The organism is Clostridium sp. TW13 (assembly GCF_024345225.1).
GTDB classification, from domain to species: Bacteria; Bacillota; Clostridia; order Clostridiales; family Clostridiaceae; genus Inconstantimicrobium; species Inconstantimicrobium mannanitabidum.
In genome coordinates this window covers 2,686,615-2,711,673 of sequence record NZ_BROD01000001.1, presented here as the reverse complement: position 1 = coordinate 2,711,673, position 25,059 = coordinate 2,686,615, and the positions used below count along the sequence as shown (strand labels likewise).

The 25,059-nt window shown below is 30.6% G+C and carries 23 protein-coding genes; 19 read left to right on the top strand and 4 right to left on the bottom strand.

Annotated elements, in window-relative coordinates; all coding sequences use genetic code 11:
* Positions 1-187 precede the first annotated feature (187 nt).
* From OCU47_RS13015 to OCU47_RS13005, 3 genes are all read left to right on the top strand, one after another.
* Positions 188-1,051 (top strand): NAD(P)-dependent oxidoreductase, encoded by an 864-nt coding sequence (locus OCU47_RS13015; protein ID WP_261829032.1) that lies wholly within the window; start codon positions 188-190, stop codon positions 1,049-1,051.
* A 197-nt stretch (positions 1,052-1,248) separates the two neighbouring features.
* Positions 1,249-3,282: a glycosyltransferase family 39 protein gene (locus OCU47_RS13010; RefSeq protein WP_261829031.1), complete on the top strand. Its 2,034-nt coding sequence runs from the start codon at positions 1,249-1,251 to the stop codon at positions 3,280-3,282.
* A 166-nt stretch (positions 3,283-3,448) separates the two neighbouring features.
* Entirely contained in the window at positions 3,449-5,212 is a 1,764-nt protein-coding gene (locus OCU47_RS13005; protein WP_261830631.1) for a GGDEF domain-containing protein, read from the top strand.
* 69 nt (positions 5,213-5,281) lie between these two features.
* Here the strand turns inward: OCU47_RS13005 and OCU47_RS13000 are convergent, their stop codons facing one another.
* Both OCU47_RS13000 and OCU47_RS12995 read right to left on the bottom strand, forming a co-directional pair.
* Positions 5,282-6,127, bottom strand: coding sequence for a DegV family protein (locus tag OCU47_RS13000; RefSeq protein ID WP_261829030.1), 846 nt, complete (start codon positions 6,125-6,127; stop codon positions 5,282-5,284).
* Positions 6,128-6,331: 204 nt separating this feature from the next.
* Complete coding sequence (locus OCU47_RS12995) at positions 6,332-7,174, bottom strand: patatin-like phospholipase family protein (protein ID WP_261829029.1); 843 nt, start codon at positions 7,172-7,174, stop codon at positions 6,332-6,334.
* A gap of 310 nt (positions 7,175-7,484) precedes the next feature.
* Here OCU47_RS12995 and OCU47_RS12990 point away from each other — a divergent pair, with 310 nt between their 5' ends.
* The 13 genes from OCU47_RS12990 to OCU47_RS12930 all read left to right on the top strand — a co-directional run bounded on the left by OCU47_RS12990 (position 7,485) and on the right by OCU47_RS12930 (position 21,248).
* Complete coding sequence (locus tag OCU47_RS12990) at positions 7,485-8,909, top strand: TldD/PmbA family protein (protein ID WP_261829028.1); 1,425 nt, start codon at positions 7,485-7,487, stop codon at positions 8,907-8,909.
* A gap of 12 nt (positions 8,910-8,921) precedes the next feature.
* Positions 8,922-10,196 carry a metallopeptidase TldD-related protein gene (locus OCU47_RS12985; protein ID WP_261829027.1) on the top strand — a complete coding sequence of 425 codons (1,275 nt, stop codon included), beginning with the start codon at positions 8,922-8,924 and terminating at the stop codon, positions 10,194-10,196.
* Between the two features lie 141 nt (positions 10,197-10,337).
* Complete coding sequence (gene hisJ / locus OCU47_RS12980) at positions 10,338-11,132, top strand: histidinol-phosphatase HisJ (protein WP_261829026.1); 795 nt, start codon at positions 10,338-10,340, stop codon at positions 11,130-11,132.
* A gap of 250 nt (positions 11,133-11,382) precedes the next feature.
* Complete coding sequence (locus OCU47_RS12975; protein ID WP_261829025.1) at positions 11,383-12,153, top strand: PHP domain-containing protein; 771 nt, start codon at positions 11,383-11,385, stop codon at positions 12,151-12,153.
* A gap of 814 nt (positions 12,154-12,967) precedes the next feature.
* Entirely contained in the window at positions 12,968-14,359 is a 1,392-nt protein-coding gene (gene trpE, locus OCU47_RS12970) for an anthranilate synthase component I (RefSeq protein ID WP_261829024.1), read from the top strand.
* Complete coding sequence (locus OCU47_RS12965) at positions 14,356-14,937, top strand: anthranilate synthase component II (protein ID WP_261829023.1); 582 nt, start codon at positions 14,356-14,358, stop codon at positions 14,935-14,937. Before trpE ends, OCU47_RS12965 begins: the two co-directional genes overlap by 4 nt.
* Positions 14,924-15,949: an anthranilate phosphoribosyltransferase gene (gene trpD, locus OCU47_RS12960; RefSeq protein WP_261829022.1), complete on the top strand. Its 1,026-nt coding sequence runs from the start codon at positions 14,924-14,926 to the stop codon at positions 15,947-15,949. The genes OCU47_RS12965 and trpD overlap by 14 nt, the downstream gene beginning before the upstream one ends.
* Complete coding sequence (gene trpC / locus OCU47_RS12955; protein ID WP_261829021.1) at positions 15,946-16,746, top strand: indole-3-glycerol phosphate synthase TrpC; 801 nt, start codon at positions 15,946-15,948, stop codon at positions 16,744-16,746. The genes trpD and trpC overlap by 4 nt, the downstream gene beginning before the upstream one ends.
* Positions 16,733-17,362, top strand: a complete 630-nt coding sequence (locus tag OCU47_RS12950; protein WP_261829020.1) for a phosphoribosylanthranilate isomerase — start codon at positions 16,733-16,735, stop codon at positions 17,360-17,362. The genes trpC and OCU47_RS12950 overlap by 14 nt, the downstream gene beginning before the upstream one ends.
* Positions 17,352-18,530 (top strand): tryptophan synthase subunit beta, encoded by a 1,179-nt coding sequence (trpB, locus tag OCU47_RS12945; RefSeq protein ID WP_261829019.1) that lies wholly within the window; start codon positions 17,352-17,354, stop codon positions 18,528-18,530. The genes OCU47_RS12950 and trpB overlap by 11 nt, the downstream gene beginning before the upstream one ends.
* Positions 18,523-19,302, top strand: a complete 780-nt coding sequence (gene trpA, locus OCU47_RS12940; protein ID WP_261829018.1) for a tryptophan synthase subunit alpha — start codon at positions 18,523-18,525, stop codon at positions 19,300-19,302. Before trpB ends, trpA begins: the two co-directional genes overlap by 8 nt.
* A gap of 223 nt (positions 19,303-19,525) precedes the next feature.
* A complete protein-coding gene (locus OCU47_RS12935) occupies positions 19,526-20,098 on the top strand; it encodes a CHAP domain-containing protein (protein ID WP_261829017.1) in 573 nt (190 codons plus the stop codon).
* Positions 20,099-20,276: 178 nt separating this feature from the next.
* The gene (locus OCU47_RS12930) at positions 20,277-21,248 is read left to right on the top strand and encodes a hypothetical protein (protein WP_261829016.1); all 972 of its coding nucleotides are present in this window, start codon (positions 20,277-20,279) and stop codon (positions 21,246-21,248) included.
* 59 nt (positions 21,249-21,307) lie between these two features.
* On the opposite strand, the gene OCU47_RS12925 is transcribed toward OCU47_RS12930, so the two are convergent.
* On the bottom strand, positions 21,308-21,832 hold the full coding sequence (locus OCU47_RS12925) for a nitroreductase family protein (RefSeq protein WP_261829015.1): 525 nt from the start codon (positions 21,830-21,832) through the stop codon (positions 21,308-21,310).
* A 216-nt stretch (positions 21,833-22,048) separates the two neighbouring features.
* Between OCU47_RS12925 and OCU47_RS12920 the strand changes: the two genes are divergently transcribed.
* Positions 22,049-22,936, top strand: coding sequence for an alpha/beta fold hydrolase (locus OCU47_RS12920; protein ID WP_261829014.1), 888 nt, complete (start codon positions 22,049-22,051; stop codon positions 22,934-22,936).
* A gap of 125 nt (positions 22,937-23,061) precedes the next feature.
* A complete protein-coding gene (locus OCU47_RS12915) occupies positions 23,062-23,370 on the top strand; it encodes a nucleoside triphosphate pyrophosphohydrolase (RefSeq protein WP_261829013.1) in 309 nt (102 codons plus the stop codon).
* Positions 23,371-23,511: 141 nt separating this feature from the next.
* On the opposite strand, the gene OCU47_RS12910 is transcribed toward OCU47_RS12915, so the two are convergent.
* On the bottom strand, positions 23,512-24,360 hold the full coding sequence (locus OCU47_RS12910; RefSeq protein WP_261829012.1) for a nitroreductase family protein: 849 nt from the start codon (positions 24,358-24,360) through the stop codon (positions 23,512-23,514).
* Positions 24,361-24,606: 246 nt separating this feature from the next.
* On the opposite strand from OCU47_RS12910, the gene aac(6') reads away from it, so the two are divergent.
* Positions 24,607-25,050 (top strand): aminoglycoside 6'-N-acetyltransferase, encoded by a 444-nt coding sequence (gene aac(6'), locus OCU47_RS12905; RefSeq protein ID WP_261829011.1) that lies wholly within the window; start codon positions 24,607-24,609, stop codon positions 25,048-25,050.
* Positions 25,051-25,059: the final 9 nt, after the last annotated feature.

Here is a 25,059-nt window from a genome sequence, read left to right as displayed (position 1 = left end):
ATAGAAGCATTCCACCTAAATGTTGGTAGAAAGATGTCGAATCTTTGTAACTTGTCCACCAACATTATTATGGAATAGTTCTATATAGGTAATAGATATTGATATATAGTCTAAGCATTAAAAATAAAAATCTTATTATAATCTAGATAAGTAATTTTAGAAGAGGCAACTAAAGAGGGGGATTTATATGAAGTCAATTGGATTTATTGGAGTAGGTGTAATGGGGAAATCCATGGTGAGAAACCTTATGAAAAAAGGATATGAGGTCTCAATTTTTACAAGAACTAAAAATAAAGCTTTAGATGTAATTGAAGATGGCGCTAAGTGGTGTGATGATATAAAAAGTTGTGTCAAGAATAAGGATATTATTATAACAATAGTTGGATATCCTAAAGATGTTGAACAAGTCTATTTTGGAGAAGAAGGAATTTTACAAAATGCTAAAAAAGGGGCTTGTGTAATTGATATGACTACTACAAGTCCAAAACTTTCAATTAAAATTTATAACGAGGCTAAGGAAAGATGTATTGGAGCATTAGATGCGCCTGTCTCTGGTGGCGATTCAGGTGCAAAAAATGCTACATTATCCATAATGGTAGGTGGAGATAGAGAAATTTTTGAAAAGTGTAAAGGTGTTTTATCTAGTATGGGAACTAATATTATTTATGAAGGAAAAGCAGGCAATGGCCAGCATACTAAGATGGCAAATCAAATTGCGTTAGCTGGAGTTATTGCAGGAGTATGTGAAGCTATGACTTATGCAAAAACAGAGGGGTTAGACGTGCAAACCATGCTAGATAGTATAAGCCAAGGAGCAGCTGGAAGTTGGCAAATGACTAATATGGCACCACGTATCTTAAAAGGAGATTTTAATCCGGGATTTTATATTAAGCATTTCATAAAAGATATGAATTTAGCAATAGAAGAATCAGAAGATGCAGATCTTGAATTAGATGTATTAAATACTGTATTTAATATGTATAAAACTTTAGATAATAATAACTTAGGTGAATTAGGGACACAAGGACTAATGAAATATTATGAGGATTAGCTAAAAAGTAAAGTTTATGTGGATATTAAGAGCAGTATATATAATCTATTTATAATTACTGTTTTTATTTTTTTACAAATAGTCAAGAAAAATATAATATATTTGAAATGTTTATGTAAATACTTGTGGTTAACATTCAGTTATAATTTATAAAAAATATACAAAAAAATGTCGTAAATTGTAGGGGGATGGTGCTTATGAAAAAAGTAAATGAAGTAATTAAGAATGTTGCCTATAAGTTAAAAAATAACTATGAAGTACTACCAGTAATAATTTTATCAATAATATTGAATTTTACGAATTTAAGTATAGAAGGATTTGCAAATGAGTATTATTCAAGTGGTGTAAAGAGTATGACCATGAATTTAAAGAATTTCTTTTTTGTTTCTTTTGATCCGGCTGGTTTTGTAAGTATTGATAAGCCGCCATTAGGATTTTGGTTGCAAGTTTTAAGTTCTAAAATTTTTGGCTTTAGTGGGTTTAGTGTAATTTTCCCGCAAGCACTTGCAGGAGTAATTTCAGTCATTTTACTTTACTATATAATAAAAAGATTTTTTGGAAAAGTAGCAGGAATTATTTCTGCATTATGTTTAGCTACAACTCCAATTTTTGTAGCAGCTAGTAGGAATAATACAATAGATAATTTACTAGTACTGACTTCTTTGTTGGCTTGTATATTTATATCTATAGCAGCTGAAAAGGGAGATTTAAAGTATTTATTAATAAGTTTTATATTCGTAGGTGTAGGTTTCAATATAAAAATGATACAAGCTTATATGATTATGCCAGCATTATATATAACCTATATTTGTTCAAATAAAATTTCTAAAAAGAAAAGGTTTATAAATATAATTATAGCTACTAGCGTACTTGTATTAGGGTCTTTATCATGGACATTAACTGTAGATTCAATTTCTAAAAATGATAGACCTTATGTAGGGAGTAGTAGTAATAATTCAGTAGTACAATTAATTACAGGGCATAATGGAACTGAAAGATTGAAATTCAATATATTGAAACAAAGAAATAATCAAAGTAATATTAATGAGCCCAATAGTTTTAACAAGCTTAGTAATAATAAAAATGAAGAATATAATATAACAAATGAAATAACAGAGAGATTAGAACAAAATAAACAAGCAGGAATCAAAAGTGATGTTGGAGTAGCTCGATTGTTTAGAAATAATTCATTATCTGATCAAATCAGCTGGCTTTTGATTCTGGCACTTTTAGGGGCTGCTATTACAGCTACAGAATTATTTTTAGTAAAGTCTAAAGATAATAATTATAAATTGAATCTATTATTATGGACATTATGCTTAGTTCCAGAATGTATTTATTTTAGCTATGCAATTGACCTTTATCATTCTTATTATTTAACTATGATGTCAGTACCTATAGCTGCTTTGTGTGGAATTGGTTTAACATCTATGTGGAAAATTTATAATAAGGGGCAAAAAGGAGCCTTCTTTTTACCAATAGCGCTTATGATAAATGGAGGTATTGAATTACTGATTCTATCCTATTATTTTAATAGAGAGATAACTAAATTTATTTTTGTAGCATCAGCATTACTTATATTTATTCCATCAATAATTTTAGTACTGAGTAGAAGAGCAGGAGAACCAATGTCTAAAGCATTTAACATAAAGAAAGTAATATTTTGTTTGACTGTTATAGGAACATTGTTGCCTCCAGCAGTATGTGCAGCTACTCCTATGGTTTATAAGATGGATGGTAGCTCACCAATGGCAGGTTTAAGATTGATATCTGCAATTAATGATTCTGGAAAGAGAAAACAGGAAAGTGTGAAAAAGGATTATAATGATAATTTAATTAAGTTTTTAAGTTCTAGAGGAGATAATGAAAAATATTTTTTAGCAGTAGCTACTGCTCCAGAGGCTGCCAAGATTATGCTTGATTCTGGACGAGAGGTAATGGCAATAGGAGGTTATAGCGGAAATGATAAGATTATATCTTTAGATGATTTTAAGGGTATAGTTAGAAATGGAAAATTAAAATATGCTATGGTAGGAAAATCTTATAATTCTAATAAAGACATTGAGGATTGGATAAAGAGAAATGGTAGAATGATTCCTAGGGAACAGTGGATATCAGATAATCCGGTATCTAACACTAAATTCGAGAAAAATGACAAATTAAAAAGAATTACTAAAAAAACAATAGAGTCAGACAGTGTTGAACTATATGAACTTAATTATGCAGATTAAAATTGAAAATGTAAATTTTAAGCATATGTTAAGTAATAATTAAATAATGTAAATTAATCTACTATGTTATTGAAGAAACAATATATGTCTTGTAATATTATTGTAATAGCAGAATTAAACTAACGGTATAAAGATATAAGTAATGTTATGGAGATGAATATTGGAAATGGATTTGATGTTAGAAGATATGGATAAGATTCTATATGAAGAAGTTTGCAACATAATTAATAATAATAGTCTTAGTACAGTATTTCAGCCCATTATATCACTTAAGGATTGTACGATACTCGGATATGAAGCGTTGAGTAGAGTGTCAGAAAAATCATATATCACTAGTTCTGAAATGCTCTTTGAAGTAGCGGATAGATTTAATAAAACTTTGGAAATTGAGGAGTTGTGTCTTAAAAATGCTTTAGGCAATGCAAGAAAAAATAAATTGCAAGGAAAACTATTCCTAAATATTAATAGCAAAAATTTAGAGGATGTCAATATAAGCAATAAGTTAAAGGAGCAATTTTTAGAAAGTTACTTGATAAATATTCAAAATATTATTATTGAAATTACAGAAAGATATTTAATTAAAAACATAGAGAATTTCAGCAACAATATAGATAAAATGAAAAATAATAATTTTATCTTTGCAATGGATGATGTGGGAGCAGGGTATTCAGGACTTAACTTAATAGCAGAGGTAAAGCCTAAATATATTAAGTTGGATATGAAACTTATAAGAAATATAGACAAGGATTCTACAAAGCAAGCATTAGTAAGAGGCATGTACGAATTTTCTAAACAATCACATTCATTAATAATTGCAGAGGGGATAGAAACCAAAGATGAATTAAGTACTCTTGTAGAGATTGGTGTTCATTATGGTCAGGGATATTTAATTCAAGAGCCTAGTGCTATATTGAGTCCTGCTAGAGAGGATATAATTAATTTTGTTGATATGTTAAATAGTAAGGAATCTAATTTGTATAGAAGTAATTTGGAGAAGATACATATAAAATCTTTATGCAAATCTAATAAAACTATATCTTCAAATATGTTGGTATCAAAAGTAGACGAGCTATTAAAACATGAACCCAATTTAGTGGAAATATGCGTAGTTGAAAATGAATTTATAAAGGGTATTATCACAAGAAGATCATTTTATAGTAAATTAGGATGGCAGTATGGATATAGCATTTATTCTAGCAAGCCAATATCAGCTATAATGAATACAGAATTTTTATATGTAGATTGTAATACTCCTATTCATAAAGTTATTAATTTAGCAATGTCTAGATCTCAAGAAACTTTATATGATTATATTACAGTAACTAATAAGTCAAAATATTATGGTGTGGTTACAGTAAAAGAGTTAATTGAAAAAGTTATGGAGTTAGAAGTGCAGAATGCAAAATATTTAAATCCATTAACTGAACTTCCGGGTAATATAATGATAGAAGAAAATTTAAATAATTGCATACAGAATTATTGTAATTATTCTGTGCTATATTTTGATATTGATAATTTTAAAGCATATAATGATGTTTATGGTTTTGAAAATGGTGATAAGGTTATAATAATTTTAGCAAAAATTCTTAGAAAAAATATTAAAGATGGCCATTTTATTGGGCATATTGGAGGAGATGATTTTATTGCAGTTTTTTTAAACTGGGACGTTGAAGAAGTGTGCAGTAAAATAATCAATACTTTTGATAAAGAAGTTACAGGATGTTATAAAAGAGAAGATTTAGAAAAAGGATATATCATGACTGCAAATAGACATGGGGTAGAAGAAAAGTTCCCAATTATATCATTATCAATTGCAGCAGTAACAAATAAAAAGAAAGATTATATTAATATTTATGAATTAGCAGAGGAATCCAGTAAGCTCAAAAAGAGATGTAAGCAAATGGTTGGAAGTAATTATATTATTTTATAAAAACCAGATGATTGTAAACTTCTTAAGATTTACAATCATCTGTTTTTTTCATTACTTTACTAGTAGTAACTATTCTGATAAAAGCATTATTCCTAGTGCCCTTGGACCACAATGAATGCCAACAGCAGGAGTTATAATACCTGAATATAAAAGTGTAGCATTAGCTTGGGTTGAAAAGGCTTTTTTAAGTTCTTCGGATTCTTCAAACATTGTACCTGTCATTACAGCAACCTTTGCTTTTCCTTTAGAGAGTATGTCTAAACCATAATTTTGTAATTTACTTATAGCTTGCTTTTTTCCTCTAACTTTTGTAAAGGTTGTATACTTTCCATCATCACCCATTGTTATTATAGGTTTTAAGTTTAGAATTTCACCAATTCTTCCAGAAACTCGGCCAATTCTTCCACCCTTAATTAGATACTCAAGAGTATCTACAATAAAATAAAAACTAATTTTTTCTCTTAATTTAGGAATTTGTTCACAAATATAGCTAAATTCAGCACCTTCTTGTATCATTTCTGCGACCTTAAGTACTATCAAACCAACGCCCATAGAAATTACTTTTGTATCGTATACAAAGGAAGTAATTTTATCTTCATACTCTTCTGCAGCAATTCTCATGCTATTTATAGTGCCTGATAATCCAGAAGAAATAGGTAAGAAAATAGCGTGTGTATATCCTTCAGAAACTAAGCGGTTTAATAAATCTAAATTATCTTGTACAGATGGCATTGAAGTAGTTGGCAATTCCTCATCTAATTTAGAGTATACTTGCTCTGGAGTTATAGTTAAGCCATCGATATATTCACCAGATTTATATATAACCTTTAGTCTTAATAATTCAATATTGTATTTGTCCAAGTATTCTTGAGATAAACCAGAAGTACTGTCTGTAATTAAAGCTATCTTTTGCATTAATGAACCTCCTAAAACATCATATCATATTATGCTAATACAATACTATATAGTCAGTTAAATGTCAATACATAGTTTTTGAAACTATGTGCTATGGCAAACTATATTTTTAGTATGTTTATTTGTTATTGATGATATGCATTAAATATCTGATTTTACTAGGATAAATATAATATAAATCAAAAAAAAGTTTTTATACTTGCTTTATTGAAACAATTTTTTTATATCTTCAAGTCTCTCAATGCCAATGCTATAGCCTATTTCATAAGCTTGCTTTAATTTATGTACATCTTTTTCAAAGCTATTAATTGCTTGATCAGAAGTTGGTCTTATAATAATTGCTTTTCCTTCTGCTTCTAATTGTTCGCAAAATTTTACAGTCTCATTGTAAAGCTCATGTCTAGCAAGCAATGGCTCTCTTAATTTAGGAAATTTCCTATTTAATAACTTTGAAACTATAACATTAGCCTTACTTAGTGTTTTTTTATATTCTTTTGGGCGAGTTAATATTATCAAATGTTTTTCATTTCCGTCTTCAATAGCTTTTCTAATTGGAATAGGATCGCATATTCCACCATCATAGTAATAATTATTGTTTATTTTAATAGGTGGAAATACCATTGGAATTGCACAGGTAGCTCTAAGCATTGTGCATTTATCATCTAAATTTTGACCATTTAAATACTCGGTTTTGCCGGTAATTGCATTGGTTACTCCGACTAAAACTGTACCAGAATATTTGTTATAGGTTTCCATATCAAATGGAACTAATTTGTTAGGGATTTCATCAAAAACAAAATCTAAGCCAAACATACTTTTACATTTTAAGTAGTTTCTAAATCCCAAGTAACGCTTATCATTTCTATAAGTTTGAGTAACTTGTAAATTTCTTTTCTTTTGTTTTGATAAATAAGATATTCCATTAGTTATACCAGCAGAAACGCCTATACAATAAGGGAACATAATATCATTATCTAAAAGGGCATCCATTACACCAGCACTAAAGATTGGTCTAAAGGTACCCCCTTCTAAAACTAAACTAGGCATAGTAAGTACCTCCTATATTGATATAATAATTTTACTAAGTACATTTTAATAACTATTCTACCATGAAATAATTAATAAATCATAGATAAATATAGTATTAAAGTAATAATATTTATTATATAGGAGCATAAATTAATAAAATAATTAGGGCAATTATATTAATTTTCTAATTTTAACAATTAACACTATGAAAAGTATTCTCACTATGCAATAATATACTAAATATTAATACAATTAACATGATAAGTATTAATAAAAACATACTTTATAAGTGTATGTTTATAATTCTATAAATTAAGGGGGCTAAAGTATGAAGCTTGAAATAAGTAATTATTTAAAAAAAGCAAAACCAATATTAAAGGAATTATTGGATGAACTTTTAAAAGAATTTTCATATGCATCAATATTAGCGACAGATTCTAAGGGTAAGACTTATGGTTGTTCAAAAGCAGCAACTAATATTGGTCAAGGGATGAGTTTAGAAAGAGGAGTTGTTGTAAAAGTATATAATGGAGTAAACTATTCCGAATATGCTTTTAGTGAAATTAGTAAAGAATTAATTCCTCAATTAGTAAAAGAAATAAAAGAAACAGCTTCAACTCTAATGAATAAGGATAGTGTTGGAGATGTAAGTAAATATGAGGAACTAATTGAAGAAGAATTTAATTTTTCAAAGACAGCCGAAATAGAAGAGCATCCTGAAGAATTAGGAGATGCTAAGATAATTGAAAAGATTACAAAGATAAAAGATTCAGCTATTAATTCTAGAGAAGAGATTTTAGATTTTAAAGTTTATTATGAATATCTGGCTGTAAATAAGATATTTTTATCACCTAAAAGAGATTTGGAACAGGCATATATGTGGTCAAATGGAGTATGTGTTTGTGTAGCAACTAATGGTGAAGTAATGAGAGATAGAATGGTTCCTGCTTCAGGAATCAAGGGAACAGAACTATTAAAGGAACTTGAAGTTAAAGCTCAATCTGCAATTGAGGATACTATATTAATGTTAGATGCAGAAAGAATGGTTCCGGGAGAATATGATATTATTTGCACTCCAGAGGTTACAGGTCTTATTGCTCATGAAGCCTTTGGTCATGGTGTAGAAATGGATATGTTCGTTAAGGATAGAGCTAAATCTAAGGACTATATTGATAAGTATGTAGCTTCTCCAATAGTAACTATGCGTGATGGAGCAGCATCAGCAGTAGAATCAGCTTCATATTTCTTTGATGATGAAGGAAACATAGCAACAGATACAGTTATTATTGAAAATGGAATATTAAAATCAGGTATAAATGATAGTTTAACTGCCTTAACTTTGGGTAAAAAGCCTACTGGAAATGGAAGAAGAGAAACTTTTAGTCATAAAGCTTATACAAGAATGACAAATACATTTATAGAAGCTGGAGATTCAAATGTTGCGGATATGATAGCTTCTATTGAGTATGGATTTTTACTTGATGGCTTTAACAGTGGCATGGAAGATCCAAAGAACTGGGGAATTCAATGTATGCTAAGCGTAGCTAAAGAGATAAAGGATGGAAAGTTCACTGGTAAATTATTTGCACCAGTAATAATGACTGGATATGTACCAGACCTATTACAATCAATTACTATGATATCAAAGGATTGTGAACTAAGTGGTGTAGGTTACTGCGGCAAAGGATATAAAGAGTGGGTTAAGGTTTCAGATGGTGGTGCATATATCAAATGCAGAGCTAGACTAGGATAAGGGGGGATTTTAATGTTAGAAATTATATTAGATTCATTAAAAAAGAATAACGTAGAAGAATATATAGTTACAGAAACACATACAGAAGGCGTTGAGCTATATTGTATAAAAAAAGCTATAGATATGAACAGAAAAAAGAACCTTTTGAGTTATAAAGTAAATGTATTTAAGGAATTCAAATCAGAAGAAGATACATTTAAAGGTGATGCTACAGTAGAAATATATCCATCAATGGATGCGGCAGAAGTTGACATGGTAATAAAAGATGCTTATTATGCTGCATCTTTTGTGAAAAATAAAACTTATAGTTTACCAAATGGATATAAGGGTGAAGCTGTAGTAAAAAGCAGTAACTTATCAGAAATGTCATTAGAAGAGGCAGCATTAAGAGTTAAAAATGCTTTATATAAGTATGATACTTTTGAAAAAGGTTTTGTGAATTCTTCAGAGATATTTGTCAATAAAACAACTAAGAGAATAGTTTCTTCTAAAGGAGCAGATGCTTCTTATGTAAAGTACAGTATAGATGGTGAATATGTAACTCAATGGGTAGAGGAAAATGATGTTGAGGTTCATAACACATTTAATTATGGTGAATTGGATGAAGAAGACTTAGCTTTAAAGGTTAAGGAGGCAATCCTTAATACAGGATATAGAGATAAGAGTAAAAATGCTCCAACTACAGGAAAATATGATGTGATATTATCAGGAGATGATGTTACAGAAATATTTAATTATTATTTAAATAATGCAACTACAGGCATGGTTTATCAGAAATATTCTAAATTTAAAGTTGGTGAGCCAGTTCAAGGAACAGACATTAAGGGTGATGAAATTGAGATTACATTAAAATCCAGTGTACCTTTCAGCAATGAAGGTATAGAACTTAAGGATAGAGAGTTAGTAAAGGATAAAAAGTTACAAACTCTTTATGGTTCATTTAAGTTTGCAGATTATCTAGGTTTAGAGCCAATAGGAAGTTATAATGGAGCTTTTGTTAAAGGCGGTAAAACTTCTTTTGAAGAAATGTTTAAGGAAGGTACTCTTCATATTTTAAAATTCTCTGATTTTCAAATTGATGTACTAACAGGTGATTTTGGAGGGGAAATTAGATTGGCTTTATTGAAGCAGGGAGATAAGTTGATTCCGTTAACAGGAGGATCTTTATCTGCTAGCATCAAGGATGTACAAGGAAATGTAGTTTTATCTAAGGAATTACAAAAGGATGATCATTTTGAGTTGCCAAAGGCTATAAAGTTTAGTAATGTAGCCATTTCAGGTGAATAATGTAGTTTTCAAAATAAGTGGATTCTGATTATTAAAATAAAATATATAGCGAAAAATGTAGGAAATATCCTACATTTTTCTTTTAATGAGAGTTATAATATTTTGTGAGAGTAAAACAATAAACTTTAGAGGAGAGAACTAATGGAAATTAACAATAAGAGAGATGGACACATACATACACCATTTTGTCCTCATGGTTCTGAGGAGAGTTTTGATGTGCTTGTGGAAAAAGCTATTGCAGAAGGACTTGAAGAAATTACATTTACAGAACACATGACAATACCACTTCCAAAGGATCCATCACCAAGAAATGATAGCTCTATGAAAGAAGAAAACATAGAACCATATTTAAAAGCATTAATGGAAGTAAAAGAAAAGTATAAGCATAAGATAAAGGTTAATATAGGCTTTGAGGTAGATTATATAGAAGGGATAGAACAAGAAACTAAGACATTGTTAGATAAGTATGGTAAGTATCTTGATGACGCTATATTATCTGTTCATGTATTAAGATATGATGGACAATATTATCCAATAGGGTCTGGTTCAGCTGAAATTGTTAAATTGGTTGATAAACTAGGAGGAATGGATAAGGTTTATAATCTTTATTATGAAACAATATTAAAATCAATAAAAGCAGATTTAGGAAAGTACAAGCCAAAGAGAATCGGACATCCTACCTTAGTCAGAAAATACAAAACAGATTTGCCAAATGAAAAGTATGACTTAAAGTTGTTAGAAGAAGTTGTAATAGAGTTAAAAGAAAAAGGTTATTCAATAGATTTTAACACATCAGGGTTAAGGAAAGAAAAGTGTGGAGAGACATATCCATCAGGTGTATTTAAAGAATTAATTTTACAATATAATGTACCTATGGTGTTAGGTTCTGATGCTCATTGTGCAGATCAGATAGCATTATTCTTCAAAGAAGTATAAAAATGGTTATAGAGTCAGCATAATTTATAAATAAAGTATTCTTTATTAACGAAAAGTTATATTTTGTACTCAAATAGCTATAAATATATGAAGAATTGATACGTTTATCAAGATTGGTATGGAACAGTTCTACACAGATAATGAAATAATGATTCTACAGATGGACAAATAGCCTATGCATGAAAATAGATAAAAAAATTACAATCAAAGGTATATAAGATTATAATATACGCAAATAGGGGGAAAGGGTATGAAAATAGATTTACATTTGCACACCAGTGAAAGATCAAAATGCAGCATTGCTACAGAAGAGCAACAGATAAAGGCGGCAATTAGTTATGGCTTAGATGCAATAGTTATTTCTGATCATAATAAATTGGTACCAGTGCAGCATATTGAAGAATTGAATGAGAAATACAAACCTTTTAAAATCTTTGGTGGCATTGAGATCACAATACACGGCAATAATAATATGAATGAAGATATACTTGTAATAGGTCTCCATGATGAAATACTTCAAGAAAAGACTTGGACTTATGAGGAAGTTTATAATTTTGTAAAATCAAGAGGTGGATATATTGCATTGAATCATCCGTTTAGGTATTCTGAGGAAGTAAATATAGATATTGAAAGATGTATCCCTGATGCAATTGAAGTTCATTCCACAAATATAAGCAGACTTGATGAACAATTAATCACAGATTTAGCTAAACGCTTAGGTAGCAAGTTAATTTGTAATTCAGATGCTCATAATATCATACATACAGGAATTTATTATAATGATATTGGAGGCAATCCAAAGAATGACAAAGAGTTAGTTGAAAAGTTATTAGCTGGAGAGTATAAGTTATGCAAGGATGATAAGCGGGTTGATGAACATAATAAGCAAGTCAAGGAAAGGGAAGATTTTATAAAAGAATTAATAAAGCAAGGCAAAACAGCAGAGGACTATTGCAAGATAACAGGAAGTTGGGCAGGTCCTTTTGAAAAGGTTGCAAGAGGAAAATCTTATGAAATCTAAGGCATCCGAAAATAAATAAGAAGTCTAAAAATGTTACGGATATTTGGATTTAGACAAGGGAGTAGGTTCAACATATAGCCAGTTATCTAAGGGGTTTATTGACACAGTATAAGGTACACTAGACTAGTAAATGGATGTATTTACTTTTAGAAATGTTTAAATTAAAGAAATATTCAGAAAAAGCCTATAAATAGTATTAATAGTGATTTAATTTGTGCTAATAATGAAATACAAGAAAATTCAAAGTGGCAATAATAAATGCACTTGAATATAATATCTTTAAATCAAGAATTTAAGGTATTAGAAAATAGATTATGAAATAAGGATATTTATTTTTATATGCATAAATTAAAGTCTGCGATAAGAGATAGTAGGTAATAGAGTTTAGTTCCAGAGAGTTTGGGGAGGTGTGATCCAAGCACTGTAGCTGTTATTGAATGGGTCTTTGAGACGATATTTCGAATTAGAGTAGAGATATACGGAAAGTCTACCGTTAAAAAGACAGGATATAAGTATTTATACTAGTATCTGATAGAGAATGTGTAACATAGGTGGCATTAAGAAATACAGGTATTTCGTCCTATTTAGGATGAAGTACCTTTTTTTATTTTTGCAGAATCTATTTGATTAGAGTTACGTATGTTTGCATAAAAATTGGGTGGCACCATGAGTCACTTCATCCCAAGTATTGAGATGAAGTGGCTCTTTTTTTGCATAGAAATTTGTGAGTTTTATAGAATTCAGATAAATTTAAATAAAGTTGAGCAGTTAGTTTTCTAAAATAAATTATTAGTTTAAAAAAGGAGTTGATATTATGATTAATATTTCAGAGGAACAGTTTAAGCAAAAAAGAGAAAGTGGAAAGGATTTTTCAGTAATAAGTGAATTTAGGGGAGATGAAGTCACTCCTATAAAGATTTTTCAAGGACTTAGAGGAAGAAGAAAATTTATTTTCGAAAGTGGAAGTAAGGAAAACTTTTTTGGAAGATATTCATTTATTGGGGAAAATCCTTATAAGGAAGTTGTGGGAAATACAGAAAATGAACTTAGGGAGATAAGACAAGAAATAAGTAGAGAATTTGATGTAAGCTGTAATATGTTTTCCTTTAAAGGGGGAGCTATAGGGTATCTAGGGTATGATTCAATAGCTTTGTATGAGAAAAGATTGCAGTTTAAGAATCCAGATGAATTAAGTTTGCCCATTATTAGATTTAACTTTTACTCTAGATATATCTGTTATGATCATTTTACTCATAAGGTCTACGTTATAGATAATGTCTTCAATGATGAAAGCAGAGAATATTTTCAAATACTTAAAGAGCAAAAACAATATATAAACAGCCTTCTATGCACACCACACGAACTCTGTGAGGAAGTTAAACATATGAAAGTTGAATTTGAGTTTAATACCACGAAAGAAGAATTTATTGATAACGTGGTTAAAGCCAAGGAATATATTCAGGCAGGAGATATCTTTCAAGTGGTACTTTCTCAGAAAATGAAATGTAAAACTGAAAAATCATTTTTAGAGATATACAGGAGGATGAGAGAAGAAAATCCATCACCATATATGTTTTTAATAGATTATGAGGAATATCAAGTTATAGGGTCATCACCAGAAAGGCTGGTTGCTGTAAAAAACAATGTGGTTAGTACAAACCCTATAGCAGGAACAAGAAAAAGAGGTAAGGATGAAGTTCAAGATAAGGCTTTAGAAAAAGAACTGTTAGAAGATGAAAAAGAGTTAGCAGAACATGTGATGCTAGTTGACCTAGGAAGAAATGATATAGGTAAAGTAAGTAAAATAGGTAGTGTTGAAGTAAAAGATTTTATGCAGGTTGAGAAGTTTTCACATGTAATGCATATAACCAGCACTGTTGAAGGGCAGTTAAGCAGTGATGAAGACGCGTTCAGTGCTTTAACAGCTTGTTTACCTGTAGGCACTGTATCAGGAGCACCAAAGATAAGAGCAATGGAGATAATAGAGGAGCTGGAGAAATATAAAAGAGGAATTTATTCAGGAGCAGTTGGGTATTTCTCATATGGTGGGGACATGGATATGAGTATAGCTATAAGAACATTGATATTAAAGAATAAAGTGGCGTATTTGCAAGCAGGGGCTGGAATAGTTTATGATTCTGTACCTGAAAAAGAATTTGAGGAGATTCAGAATAAGTTAATGGTGCTAAAGGAGGTATTAAGATGATAGTTTTGATTGATAATTATGATTCCTTTACTTTTAATTTGTATCAGTATATAAGTGAGTTTCATGAGGTTGAGGTTTATAGAAATGATGATATAACGCCAGAGGAAATACTAAAACTTCAACCTAATGGAATAGTAATTTCTCCAGGGGCTGGAACACCAAAGGATGCAGGAATATCTATAGACGTAGTGAAAAGATTGGGACATAGGATTCCAATACTAGGAGTGTGCTTAGGGCATCAGGTAATAGCTGAAGCTTATGGTGGCAAAGTCGTACGTGCTAGAGAAGTTTTTCATGGTAAAAGTTCGAAAATTAAAGTTAAAGGTGATGATATTTTTGCTGGAGTTAGCAGGAAAATAGATGTAATGAGATATCATTCATTAATAGTTGAAAGAGTATCTTTACCAGAGGAACTTGAGATAATTGGAGAAACGATTGAAAATGGAGATATTATGGCTCTTAAGCATAAAACCAACCTTGTTTTTGGAGTGCAGTTTCACCCAGAATCAATTTATACATTACATGGGAAAAAGATAATTAGAAATTTTGTGGAGGGGATTTGTAATGAGTATAAATAAAGCAATAAGCAAACTTATACAGAAACAGACTCTTACAGAGGAAGAATCTAGGGCAGCAATAAACGAGATTATGAGGGGAGAAGCTACAGAATCACAAATAGGTGCATTTTTGATGGGGTTAAGGATCAAAGGTGAAAGTTCAGAGGAGATTTTAGGTGCAGTAAAGGCTCTAAGGGATAATATGGTGGCGTTAGATACAGATGAGGAAAGTTTAATTGATACCTGTGGAACAGGAGGTGATGGAGGTAAAACCTTTAATATTTCTACAGCAGTTGCTATAGTGGCAGCCAGTGGTGGAGTAAAGGTTGCAAAGCATGGAAATAAAGCAGTTTCAAGCAAATCAGGCAGTGCAGATGTTTTGAATGAGCTTGGTATAAAAACTGACTTTAGTGTGGAGGAAAGTAAGCGGAATATTAAAGAAAAGGGAATGGCATTCCTTTTTGCTCCTAATTATCATAAGGCTATGAAAAATGTTGCGAGTGTTCGAAAAGAGTTAGGTGTAAGAACAATTTTTAATATCATAGGACCTCTAGCAAATCCAGCTCCGATAAAAGGACAATTATTAGGAATATATGATAGTGATTTAGCAGAGAGTATAGGATCTGTATTGTTTCAGCTTGGATTAGAAAGAGCACTAGTTGTACATGGAGATGATGGTCTTGATGAGATAACAACAACTACAACAACTACTGTATGTGAGGTGAGTAAGGAAGGAACTGTTATATATAAGATTTCTCCAGAGCAATATGGTATCCATAAGGCTTTCTTGGAAGATATAAAAGGTGGAGAGTCTAAGGAAAATGCTGAAATAATATTAAATATTTTAAAAGGGGCAAAGGGAGCTAAAAGAGATATCGTAGTTTTAAACAGTGCAGCCGCACTTTATGTAGGAAAAAAAGTGGATAGTATTGAGGAAGGAGTAAAAATGGCTGAGGAATTAATTGATTTAGGGTTAGCCTATGAAAAATATCAGCAGCTTAAAGAAGATTTAAGTGGGGTGAAGCAAGGTTGATATTAGGTGAAATATTAGAGAAGAAAATAAAGAGACTAGAAGAAAAAAAGAGAATTAATTCTACAGAAGTTGTTTATGATATGGCATTAAATGCTGTTAAAAACTCAAGGCAGAATCTATTTAAAGAAGCTATAGTAAAGAAAAATAGCAATTTAGCTATAATTGGAGAATTTAAAAAGGCTTCACCTTCAAAAGGAGTCATTTTAGAAAAGTTTGATATTCAAGCAATTCATGATTACTATATTGCATTAGGGATAGAGGCATTTTCAGTATTGACAGAAGAAGACTTTTTTCTTGGTAATGATAAATATATTAAACAAATAAAAGGTTTATCTAATCACGCTATATTGAGAAAAGATTTTATTATAGATTTTTATCAGATTTATGAAAGTGTTGTTTTAGGCGCAGATGCTATTCTTCTGATTGTAGGCATTTTAGGGGAAAAGTTGCAAGATTTTTATAGAGAAGCAACAAGATTTAAATTACAACCTTTAGTTGAGGTGCATAATAAAGAAGAATTAGATTTGGCATTAAAATGTGACTGTGAGATTATTGGCATAAATAATAGAGATTTAAGAACTTTTAAGACTTCCTTAGAAGTTACAAAAAATCTTAAGCAATATATACCGGAAAACAAAATTGTAGTATCAGAAAGTGGTATAAGTTCTATAGAAGATTTGAAAACATTAAGAGATTTAGGATTAGATGCAGTGCTAATTGGGGAGATGTTTATGAGGAATATAAATAATGATAGCTTTATTCAATGCTATAAGGAGTTTCGTCATGGTGGCAATTAAGATTTGTGGAATAACAAGACTAGATGAAATTGAGTATGTGAATTTGTTAAAACCTGAGTATATAGGTTTAGTGTTTACAGAAAGCAAGAGGCAAGTGGACTCCCAAAAGGCAAAGTTTTTATGCGATTGTTTAGATAAATCAATCATGAAAGTTGGTGTCTTTAGAAATAATTCTCTTGAAGAAATATTAGAAATAGTCAATGAAGTGACATTGGATGTAGTTCAACTTCATGGAAGTGAGGATGAAGTTTTTATAGATTTATTGAGAGAAAATCTAGTGTCGGAAAAGCAGATTTGGAAAGCAATAGTTATAAGAGACAGCACAGAGTTTGAAAATCATAATAATATTGATAATTATATATTGGATGGAGCTAATTCAGGTAGTGGAGAAAGATTTTCCTGGGAAATAATGAGTAAGAAAAATATTCATGAAAATATTTTTCTAGCAGGGGGAATAAATGAAGATAATGTTCTTCTTGGAATAGAAACTTTTAATCCAAGGGGAATCGATGTTTCCTCTGGAGTTGAAGTTATAAATGAAAAAGGACAAAGAATGAAGTCATTTGAGAAGATGGAAAGATTAATAAGAAAGGTGAGGGATAGTTATGAAAGGTAAATTTAATGAATTTGGTGGACAATATGTTCCAGAGACACTTATGAGTGCTTTAATTGAATTAGAAAGAGAGTATGAGCAGGCTTTAAAAGATGAGGAGTTTATAAAGGAATATAACTATTATTTAAAAGATTATGTAGGAAGGCAAAGCCCACTATATTTTGCAGAGAATATGACAGAAGATTTAGGTGGAGCAAAGATATATTTAAAGAGGGAAGATTTAAATCATACGGGGGCACATAAGATAAATAATGCAATTGGGCAAGTATTATTAGCTAGAAGAATGGGCAAAAAGAAGATTATAGCTGAAACAGGAGCAGGGCAACATGGTGTGGCGACAGCTACAGTAGCAGCAAAATTCAATATGGAATGTAAGATATTTATGGGGGAAGAGGACATAAAAAGACAGGCACTAAACGTGAAGAAGATGGAACTTCTAGGAGCTGAAGTTATCTGTGTTACAAGTGGAACGAGGACCTTAAGTGATGCTGTAAATGAAGCTATTAGATATTGGGTAGAGAATGTTGAAGACACTTTCTATATTATAGGTTCTGTAGTTGGACCACACCCTTATCCAACCATGGTAAGAGATTTTCAAAGAGTAATTGGAGATGAAGCAAAACAACAATTACTTGAAAAAGAAAGTAGACTTCCTGATTATATATTAGCTCCAGTAGGAGGGGGAAGTAATGCAATGGGGATTTTTTCAGCATTTATTGGTGATACATCAGTTAAACTTATTGGTGTAGAAGGGGCAGGAAAAGGGATAGAAACAAATCAACATGCAGCCACTATGTCAAAGAGAGAAAAAGGAATTTTACATGGAATGATGACCTATGTACTTCATGATGAAGAAGGAGGAATTGCGGAGGCATACTCAATTTCAGCAGGACTAGACTATCCAGGGGTAGGACCAGAACATGCTTATCTTGGGTCAACCAATAGAGCACAATATGTGAGTATAAATGATGATGAAGCTGTAGAAGCATTCTTATATCTAACAAAGAAAGAAGGTATAATACCAGCCATAGAATCTGCTCATGCAGTGGCTTATGCCATGAAACTTGCGCCAACTTTAAACAAGGATGAAATAGTTGTGATAAACCTTTCAGGAAGAGGTGATAAAGATATGGATACTATAATTTCTTATTTGGAGAAAAATAATGAATAGGATAGATCAAGTCTTTGATAGGCTTAAGGTAAGAAAAGAGAAGGCTCTTATTCCATTTATAACCTGTGGGGATTTAAGCATAGAAGATACAGCAGAATTGGTTGTGAAGCTGGAAGCTTCAGGAGCAAATATAGTAGAAATAGGAGTTCCTTTCAGTGATCCTTTAGCAGATGGAAAGGTGATACAAGAATCTTATAGTAGAGCTTTAAAGAATGGTACAAAAGTTAAAGATGTATTTAGATGTGTGGAACTTATTAGAAAGAAATCACAAGTTCCAGTAATACTAATGATTTATTTTAATGTTGTTTTTTGTAGAGGAGTAGATTTATTTTTACAGGAAGCTAAGAAAAATGGGGTAGATGGAATAATTATTCCAGATTTGCCCCTTGAAGAAAGAAAGGAGATAATTGAAAGTTGCGAAAATAACTGTGTTTATTTGATACCTCTTGTGGCACCTACATCAAAGGAAAGAATTAAATCAATAACTCAAGGAACAAAAGGTTTTGTTTATTGTGTTTCATCAAATGGGATAACAGGAGAAAGGAGTCAACTAAATAAAGAAGTTAACGAGTATTTAGATACTGTAAAAGAACTTGTAGAAATACCAATCTGTCTTGGTTTTGGTATTTCTTCTAGGGAAGTGGTGAAAGAAGTTAAAGCTTATTGTGATGGTGTTATAGTTGGAAGCGCTGTGGTTAAAAGGATGGTTAAAAGTAAAAAAGAAGTATGTTCATTTTTAGAAGAACTTAGAGAAGAATTAGATTTGAAATAATAGAAAAAGTAAAAGTTGAAACATTAAAGAATTAATTACTGTAGGATAGATTTTCTTTGTATAAAAAATTTTAAATGTCAAATATGCAGAACAACAACTAATTGCAGGATATTATGGAAATATTTACAGTGATTTCATAGTTTTAAAATACTACAAGGTAGTATAATTAGTACAATGTTAATTATTTGTATTTTAATTGTTTATATTTTTAAGGAGAAGATTTATGAGAAAGAAATGGGTTAAAATTGTAGTAGTTATTATAGCTATTTTGCTAGGAGTTGTAACAATATATTTGCTAACTGATAGAAAGAAGATAGGAAAAGAAATAGATAGTTATAAGAATGTAAAGGTATATTACAATGGTGCTATTTATACAAAATCCTATGGAAAGAATTATAGTGGGGACGGGTATTACTATGGGTATAAGTGGCAATGTGTAGAGTTTGTTAAGAGATTTTATTATGAAGCTAAAGAACATAAAATGCCTGATGTATATGGAAATGCTAAAGATTTTTTTGACCCTAGCTTAAATCAGGGAGAATTAAATGAGCATAGGGGATTAGTTCAATATAGGAATGGTGATGATGTTAGTCCTGAAGCAGATGATTTAATTGTGTTTACAGATACAAAGTTTGGACACGTTGCAATTGTAACAGCAGTAACATCAGATTATGTAGAGGTTATACAACAGAATGTTTATGGGAAAACAAGAGAAAAGTATAGTCTTACTATTAAAGACGGAAAATACTTTGTGGGAGATAAAAGAAAGCCTGCTGGCTGGTTAAGAAAAAAATAGTCAAAAATGAATAATGTTGAGAATAAGATTGCTTTGTATAATCACTAAATGTTCACATAACACTTAGATAGATGACAACAAACTGTCATAGTATATCTTTATACTGAAATTAAACAAAGAAACACAATAAAAAAATAATTCAATTAATTATAAGGTTTATTTGAAGGGAGATTTTAGTATGAAGAAACGTAAAGTATTTGTGGGAACTTGTATTGGAATTATAGTATCAGCATTTATTGGATGCTATGCTATGATTGCACCAAGTGTATCAGCATCTGCCATAGGAAATCAAACTGTGCATGGTGATGGATTCAGCAATGGAAGACATAGAGGTGGTTTTGCCGGTTCTCAATCTGGGAATTTTGCAGGAGGACAGACCCAAGGAAACTATTCTAATGGCTCTAAGTTTACACAAGGTAGAGGTCAGATGAGAGGCAATTCTAATAGATCAAAATTTTCACAAAGTGAAGGACAAAATCAAGGAAATACTAATGGAAGTGAATCCTCAAACGGAAATTCTAATATGAATCCTCCATCAAGTCAACAAGATGGAAGCATGGGAAATTCAAATAATAATGGAATGCCATCAATACCTAATGGGATAGGTTCACATATGGCAAGTAGAGGAATGAGTACATTGCAAAAAGTAGGCCTTGCATCCTTTGTTTGGATAATAGTATCAACAACTGGGATACTTATAGTAACTAAATTTGGCAAGCTTACAATAAAAGAAGCATTTAGTAATAAAAAAAGATTCGCAATTTCAGCCACATCAGTTGCATTGATGACATTTATAATTACTTTAGCTGTTACAAATTCTGTGAAGAATTCAATAGGTCGAATGAGAAATTTGCCAAATGAAAAATCACAAAGTATGCCTCGTAACAATAATGGGGATAATAACGGAACTCAAAATAATAATAACAATAATGGAACTGAAAGCAATGACAGTAGTGATGAAGGAACACAGAACAATAATAATGGTAGCAATCAAATGAATCCAAATGATGATGGTAACAATCAAACAAATCCAAAAAGCAGTAATGATGGAAATCAAGGAAACACTGATAATGGAAGTGCTGATAGCAATAGTATTGGAGCAACGCAACAAAATGATAGTAGTAATGTAGTATCAGCTAATAATCTATAACTTAGAGTGTATAAATATATAGTTAAAAAATGAAGCGAGGCTGAGAAGCCTCGCTTTCACTACTTAAGTATTGTAACTGTGCCAGTTTTTCTTGGTGGAGCTGAAGGTTCTTCTCCAGCATTATATCCTAGAGATACAGAACCATATACAGTACTATTTTCAGGGATTTGAAGTTCTTTAAATAATTCTTGTACTTTTGGATTGTCTCTAAGTCCATTAAGTATGTTTATCCAGCAAGAGCCTAGTCCTAGTGAATGCGCTGATAAAAATATGTTTTCTATAGCCAAAGCAGAATCCGCTTCAGGAGTTATATTGCTACTGTTTGAAACTATTATTATGGTAGGAGAATTATAAAATGGATCAAAATCAGCTGGTTTTGTTAAGGCTTCACTTACCACAGTTTTGATTTTCTTTAGCATATCCTTATTTTGTACTACTGTAAAATGCCAGCCTTGATTGTTCATACCACTAGGTGCATATTGAGCACATTCAAGGATATTATTTAATTCTTCATCTGAAACTTGAGTTTCTTTATATTTTCTTATACTTCTTCTTGTTAATATACTGTTTATAACTTCATTCATTTATAACACCTCACTAAAATTATACTAAGTATATTATAAACCTTGTGACCAAATTATATAAGTAAATTATTATATGTTGAAGATTTATATTAGTCTCATTTGCATTGCGATATATTACGTAATTGAAGTGCTTTGTGCAATATTGTATAATGAAGTTTATATAGTGTTATCAAATCAAAATAGAATATGTGCTTAACACTGGGAGATGATATTTTTATGGAAAAGCGATATATCACTTTAAGAGATGGAAAAAGAATTTATGCGGAAATTTATAGAGGAGGACATCAACTTAATCTTCTAATGCTTCATGGTGGGCCAGGAGAAGGTTGTGGTGATTTTAGGTACCAAGCAATAAAATTATCTGAACATTTTAATGTATTTATTTTTGATCAAAGGGGTGTTTTACGTTCTGACAAAATTGGGGAGGATGAAAGTTTTGGATTAGAATTTCTTGTTGATGATTGTGAAAACCTCAAACAAATATTAGGTGTCAGCAGTTGGTCAATATTGGGACATTCTTTTGGAGGTGAGATCGCTCTCTTGTATTCATTAAAATATCCGTCATCAGTAGATAAAGTAATATTTGAATGTCCAACTTTCTATTATCCAATGTCTATACGGTCTATATACATTAAATGTATAAATATTGCTCAACAAGCAGGTATGATTCAATTCGCAAAAGAAATAAAAGAATTTATAGATAATACTACTGATATTGAAGTGCTAACAGAGCATATGCGAGAAGTAGTAATTGCTACTATGAAATTTGATCGTAAAATTGAAGTTTTGCAAGAAATTGAAGAAACAAATAGTATTATAGATGCTACATATGATCAATGGCAAAATGGTAAAATTCATTTTGATAGACTACAAAAAGAGGGTAAAATCAATGAAAATATGATACCATTGATAGAGAAAATAGAATGTCCATCACTTTTAATATTGGGAAAATATGATTCAGTATGTTTTGATGAGCAAAGAGAGTTTTATTTGAAAAATTCAATTAATGGAAATATAGTAATGTTTGATAATAGTGACCATAGACCGCATAATGAGGAACCTACTAAATTTACAGAAATAGTAGTTGACTTTGTAAATAATTAGTCAATCTAATTGTAAAGATATGATATAATATTAGAATGAAAACAAATTTAACTAAAATGAAAATAGCCAAGCTTATTTTGAAATATTTGTAGATTATATAAAAGGAAAGACATGGTGAAACAAAAATGAGAAAATATGATAAATTGGTAAGAGATAAAATTCCAGAGATAATAAGATCAGGTGGAGAAGAGTATGTGGTTGAGTTTGTAAGTAACCAAAGAAAAGGAGAACTTCTAGAAGCAAAGTTACAAGAAGAAGTTGGAGAGTTTTTAGAAGATAAGAATTTAGAAGAATTAGCCGACATAATGGAAGTAATATTTGGTCTAGCAAAGCATTTAGGTTATAGTGAAGAAGCTTTAATGAATAAGAGAAATGCTAAGAGAGAAGAACGTGGTGGATTTGATAACGGAGTAGTTCTTAAGGAAGTTAGATAGATACTCATTTTAGTTAAATTTAGAGATAAGAAAAACAATTTATTTTACAATATAAAATAATGTATAGATTGGAAATAGCATTGATGATTAAATCAATGCTATTTTTTAACATATGTGATAATAAATAAACTAAGAAGTCATTTATTCACAAACCCAAGATATTGTATAGTGAGCATTGCTAGGGATATTGTTAACCACAGGGGATAACTTTTTGAATTCACCTTTAAGGTCTTTTTCAATTACTGATAAATGAAAATGGCAAAGTCCGATTCCCATATCAATTCTTTGAATATCATAGTTAAATCGGTCACTGTATCCTTCAGCTTTAAGTTCATAAAAATGATAGATGTTTCCTTGTTTTACTACTCTCCAAGGTTGTTTGTTTGAAGCAGATGGAGCAAGTCTTAACATCTCTAATGCAAAAGTATAATCTTTAGAATCTGCTTCTGCTAATGGAGTAGAAAAATCTTCAGTGAAAAATAATTCGTTCCAATCCTTTCTTTGTTTTGATTTTGCAGCAAATCTCATAAAAGAATCTAATAATCGTCTTTTATCAGTAGCATGACCAACAGGAGAAACTATAGGAAATATTTCATTTTCAGTGGTTTCCATAGCTTTAGAAAATTCACCCTTATTAAATGTACCTCCAAGCCAACAAGTTCCAAGACCTAATGAAGTCACATATAACACAAGTTTTTCAAATTCATATCCAAGCTGCTCAAGGTCTAAATCTCCTTTTTCAACAGCAACTCCAAGATAACTTTTTGCACCTTTTATGATTCCGTAGGTTCCAAGTTTTACATCATCTGTTGCTAAATCTGATTCTAACAACTTAACTCTGGTCTTAGCAGAAAATGGACCAGACAGTTGATTTATATATTTATTAATTTTATCCTTAATATCCTGTGAGATAGGTTCATTAGTGTAGGTTCTTATAGAAGTACGATTTTTGACTATTTGCTCTAAAGGTGTATTGAAAATTACACTCATTTTAAAGACTCCTTTCAATTATTATTGTATTCAATATATAATATCTTAACCAGTACTGCTTAAGTATACAAGTAGTAACTTTTTTGTGCCTTAGATAGGATATATTAATTATAAGTATAATAGCAATAGAATTAATTAAGATGTTATAGTATAGTTAAGTTAAGGTAAAATTGAAATAGTATTCATAGAAGAGCAGTAAGGTTTGATTTCTGATAAATTATTATTAATAGAAGGGTAGAGGGGAAAATGAATAATATTATAAAAGTAGAGAGTGAGAATTTAGAGACATTAATTAAACTAAGTTTAGAATTGTGGCCTCATCATATTTATGAAGAAATAGAAGAGGAGTACAAAGCTTTAAATAGTGCGAATAATGCATTTTTTCTCTTTAAAGAAGATAATATGTATATTGGTTTTATACATGTTTCATTGAGACATGATTATGTTGAAGGTTCGAACTCAAGTCCAGTGGGGTATGTAGAAGGCATATATGTAAAAGAAGAGTATAGAGGTAAAGGAATAGCTAAATCCTTAGTTAAAAGTGGAGAAGAATGGGCAGCAACTAAAGGCTGTACAGAAATGGCTTCAGATATAGAAGCTCAAAATCATGTGAGCTATGATTTTCATAAGAGTATTGGTTTTAAAGAAGTTAATAGAATTATCTGCTTTATTAAGGATATAGAGAAATAGTTAAAAAAC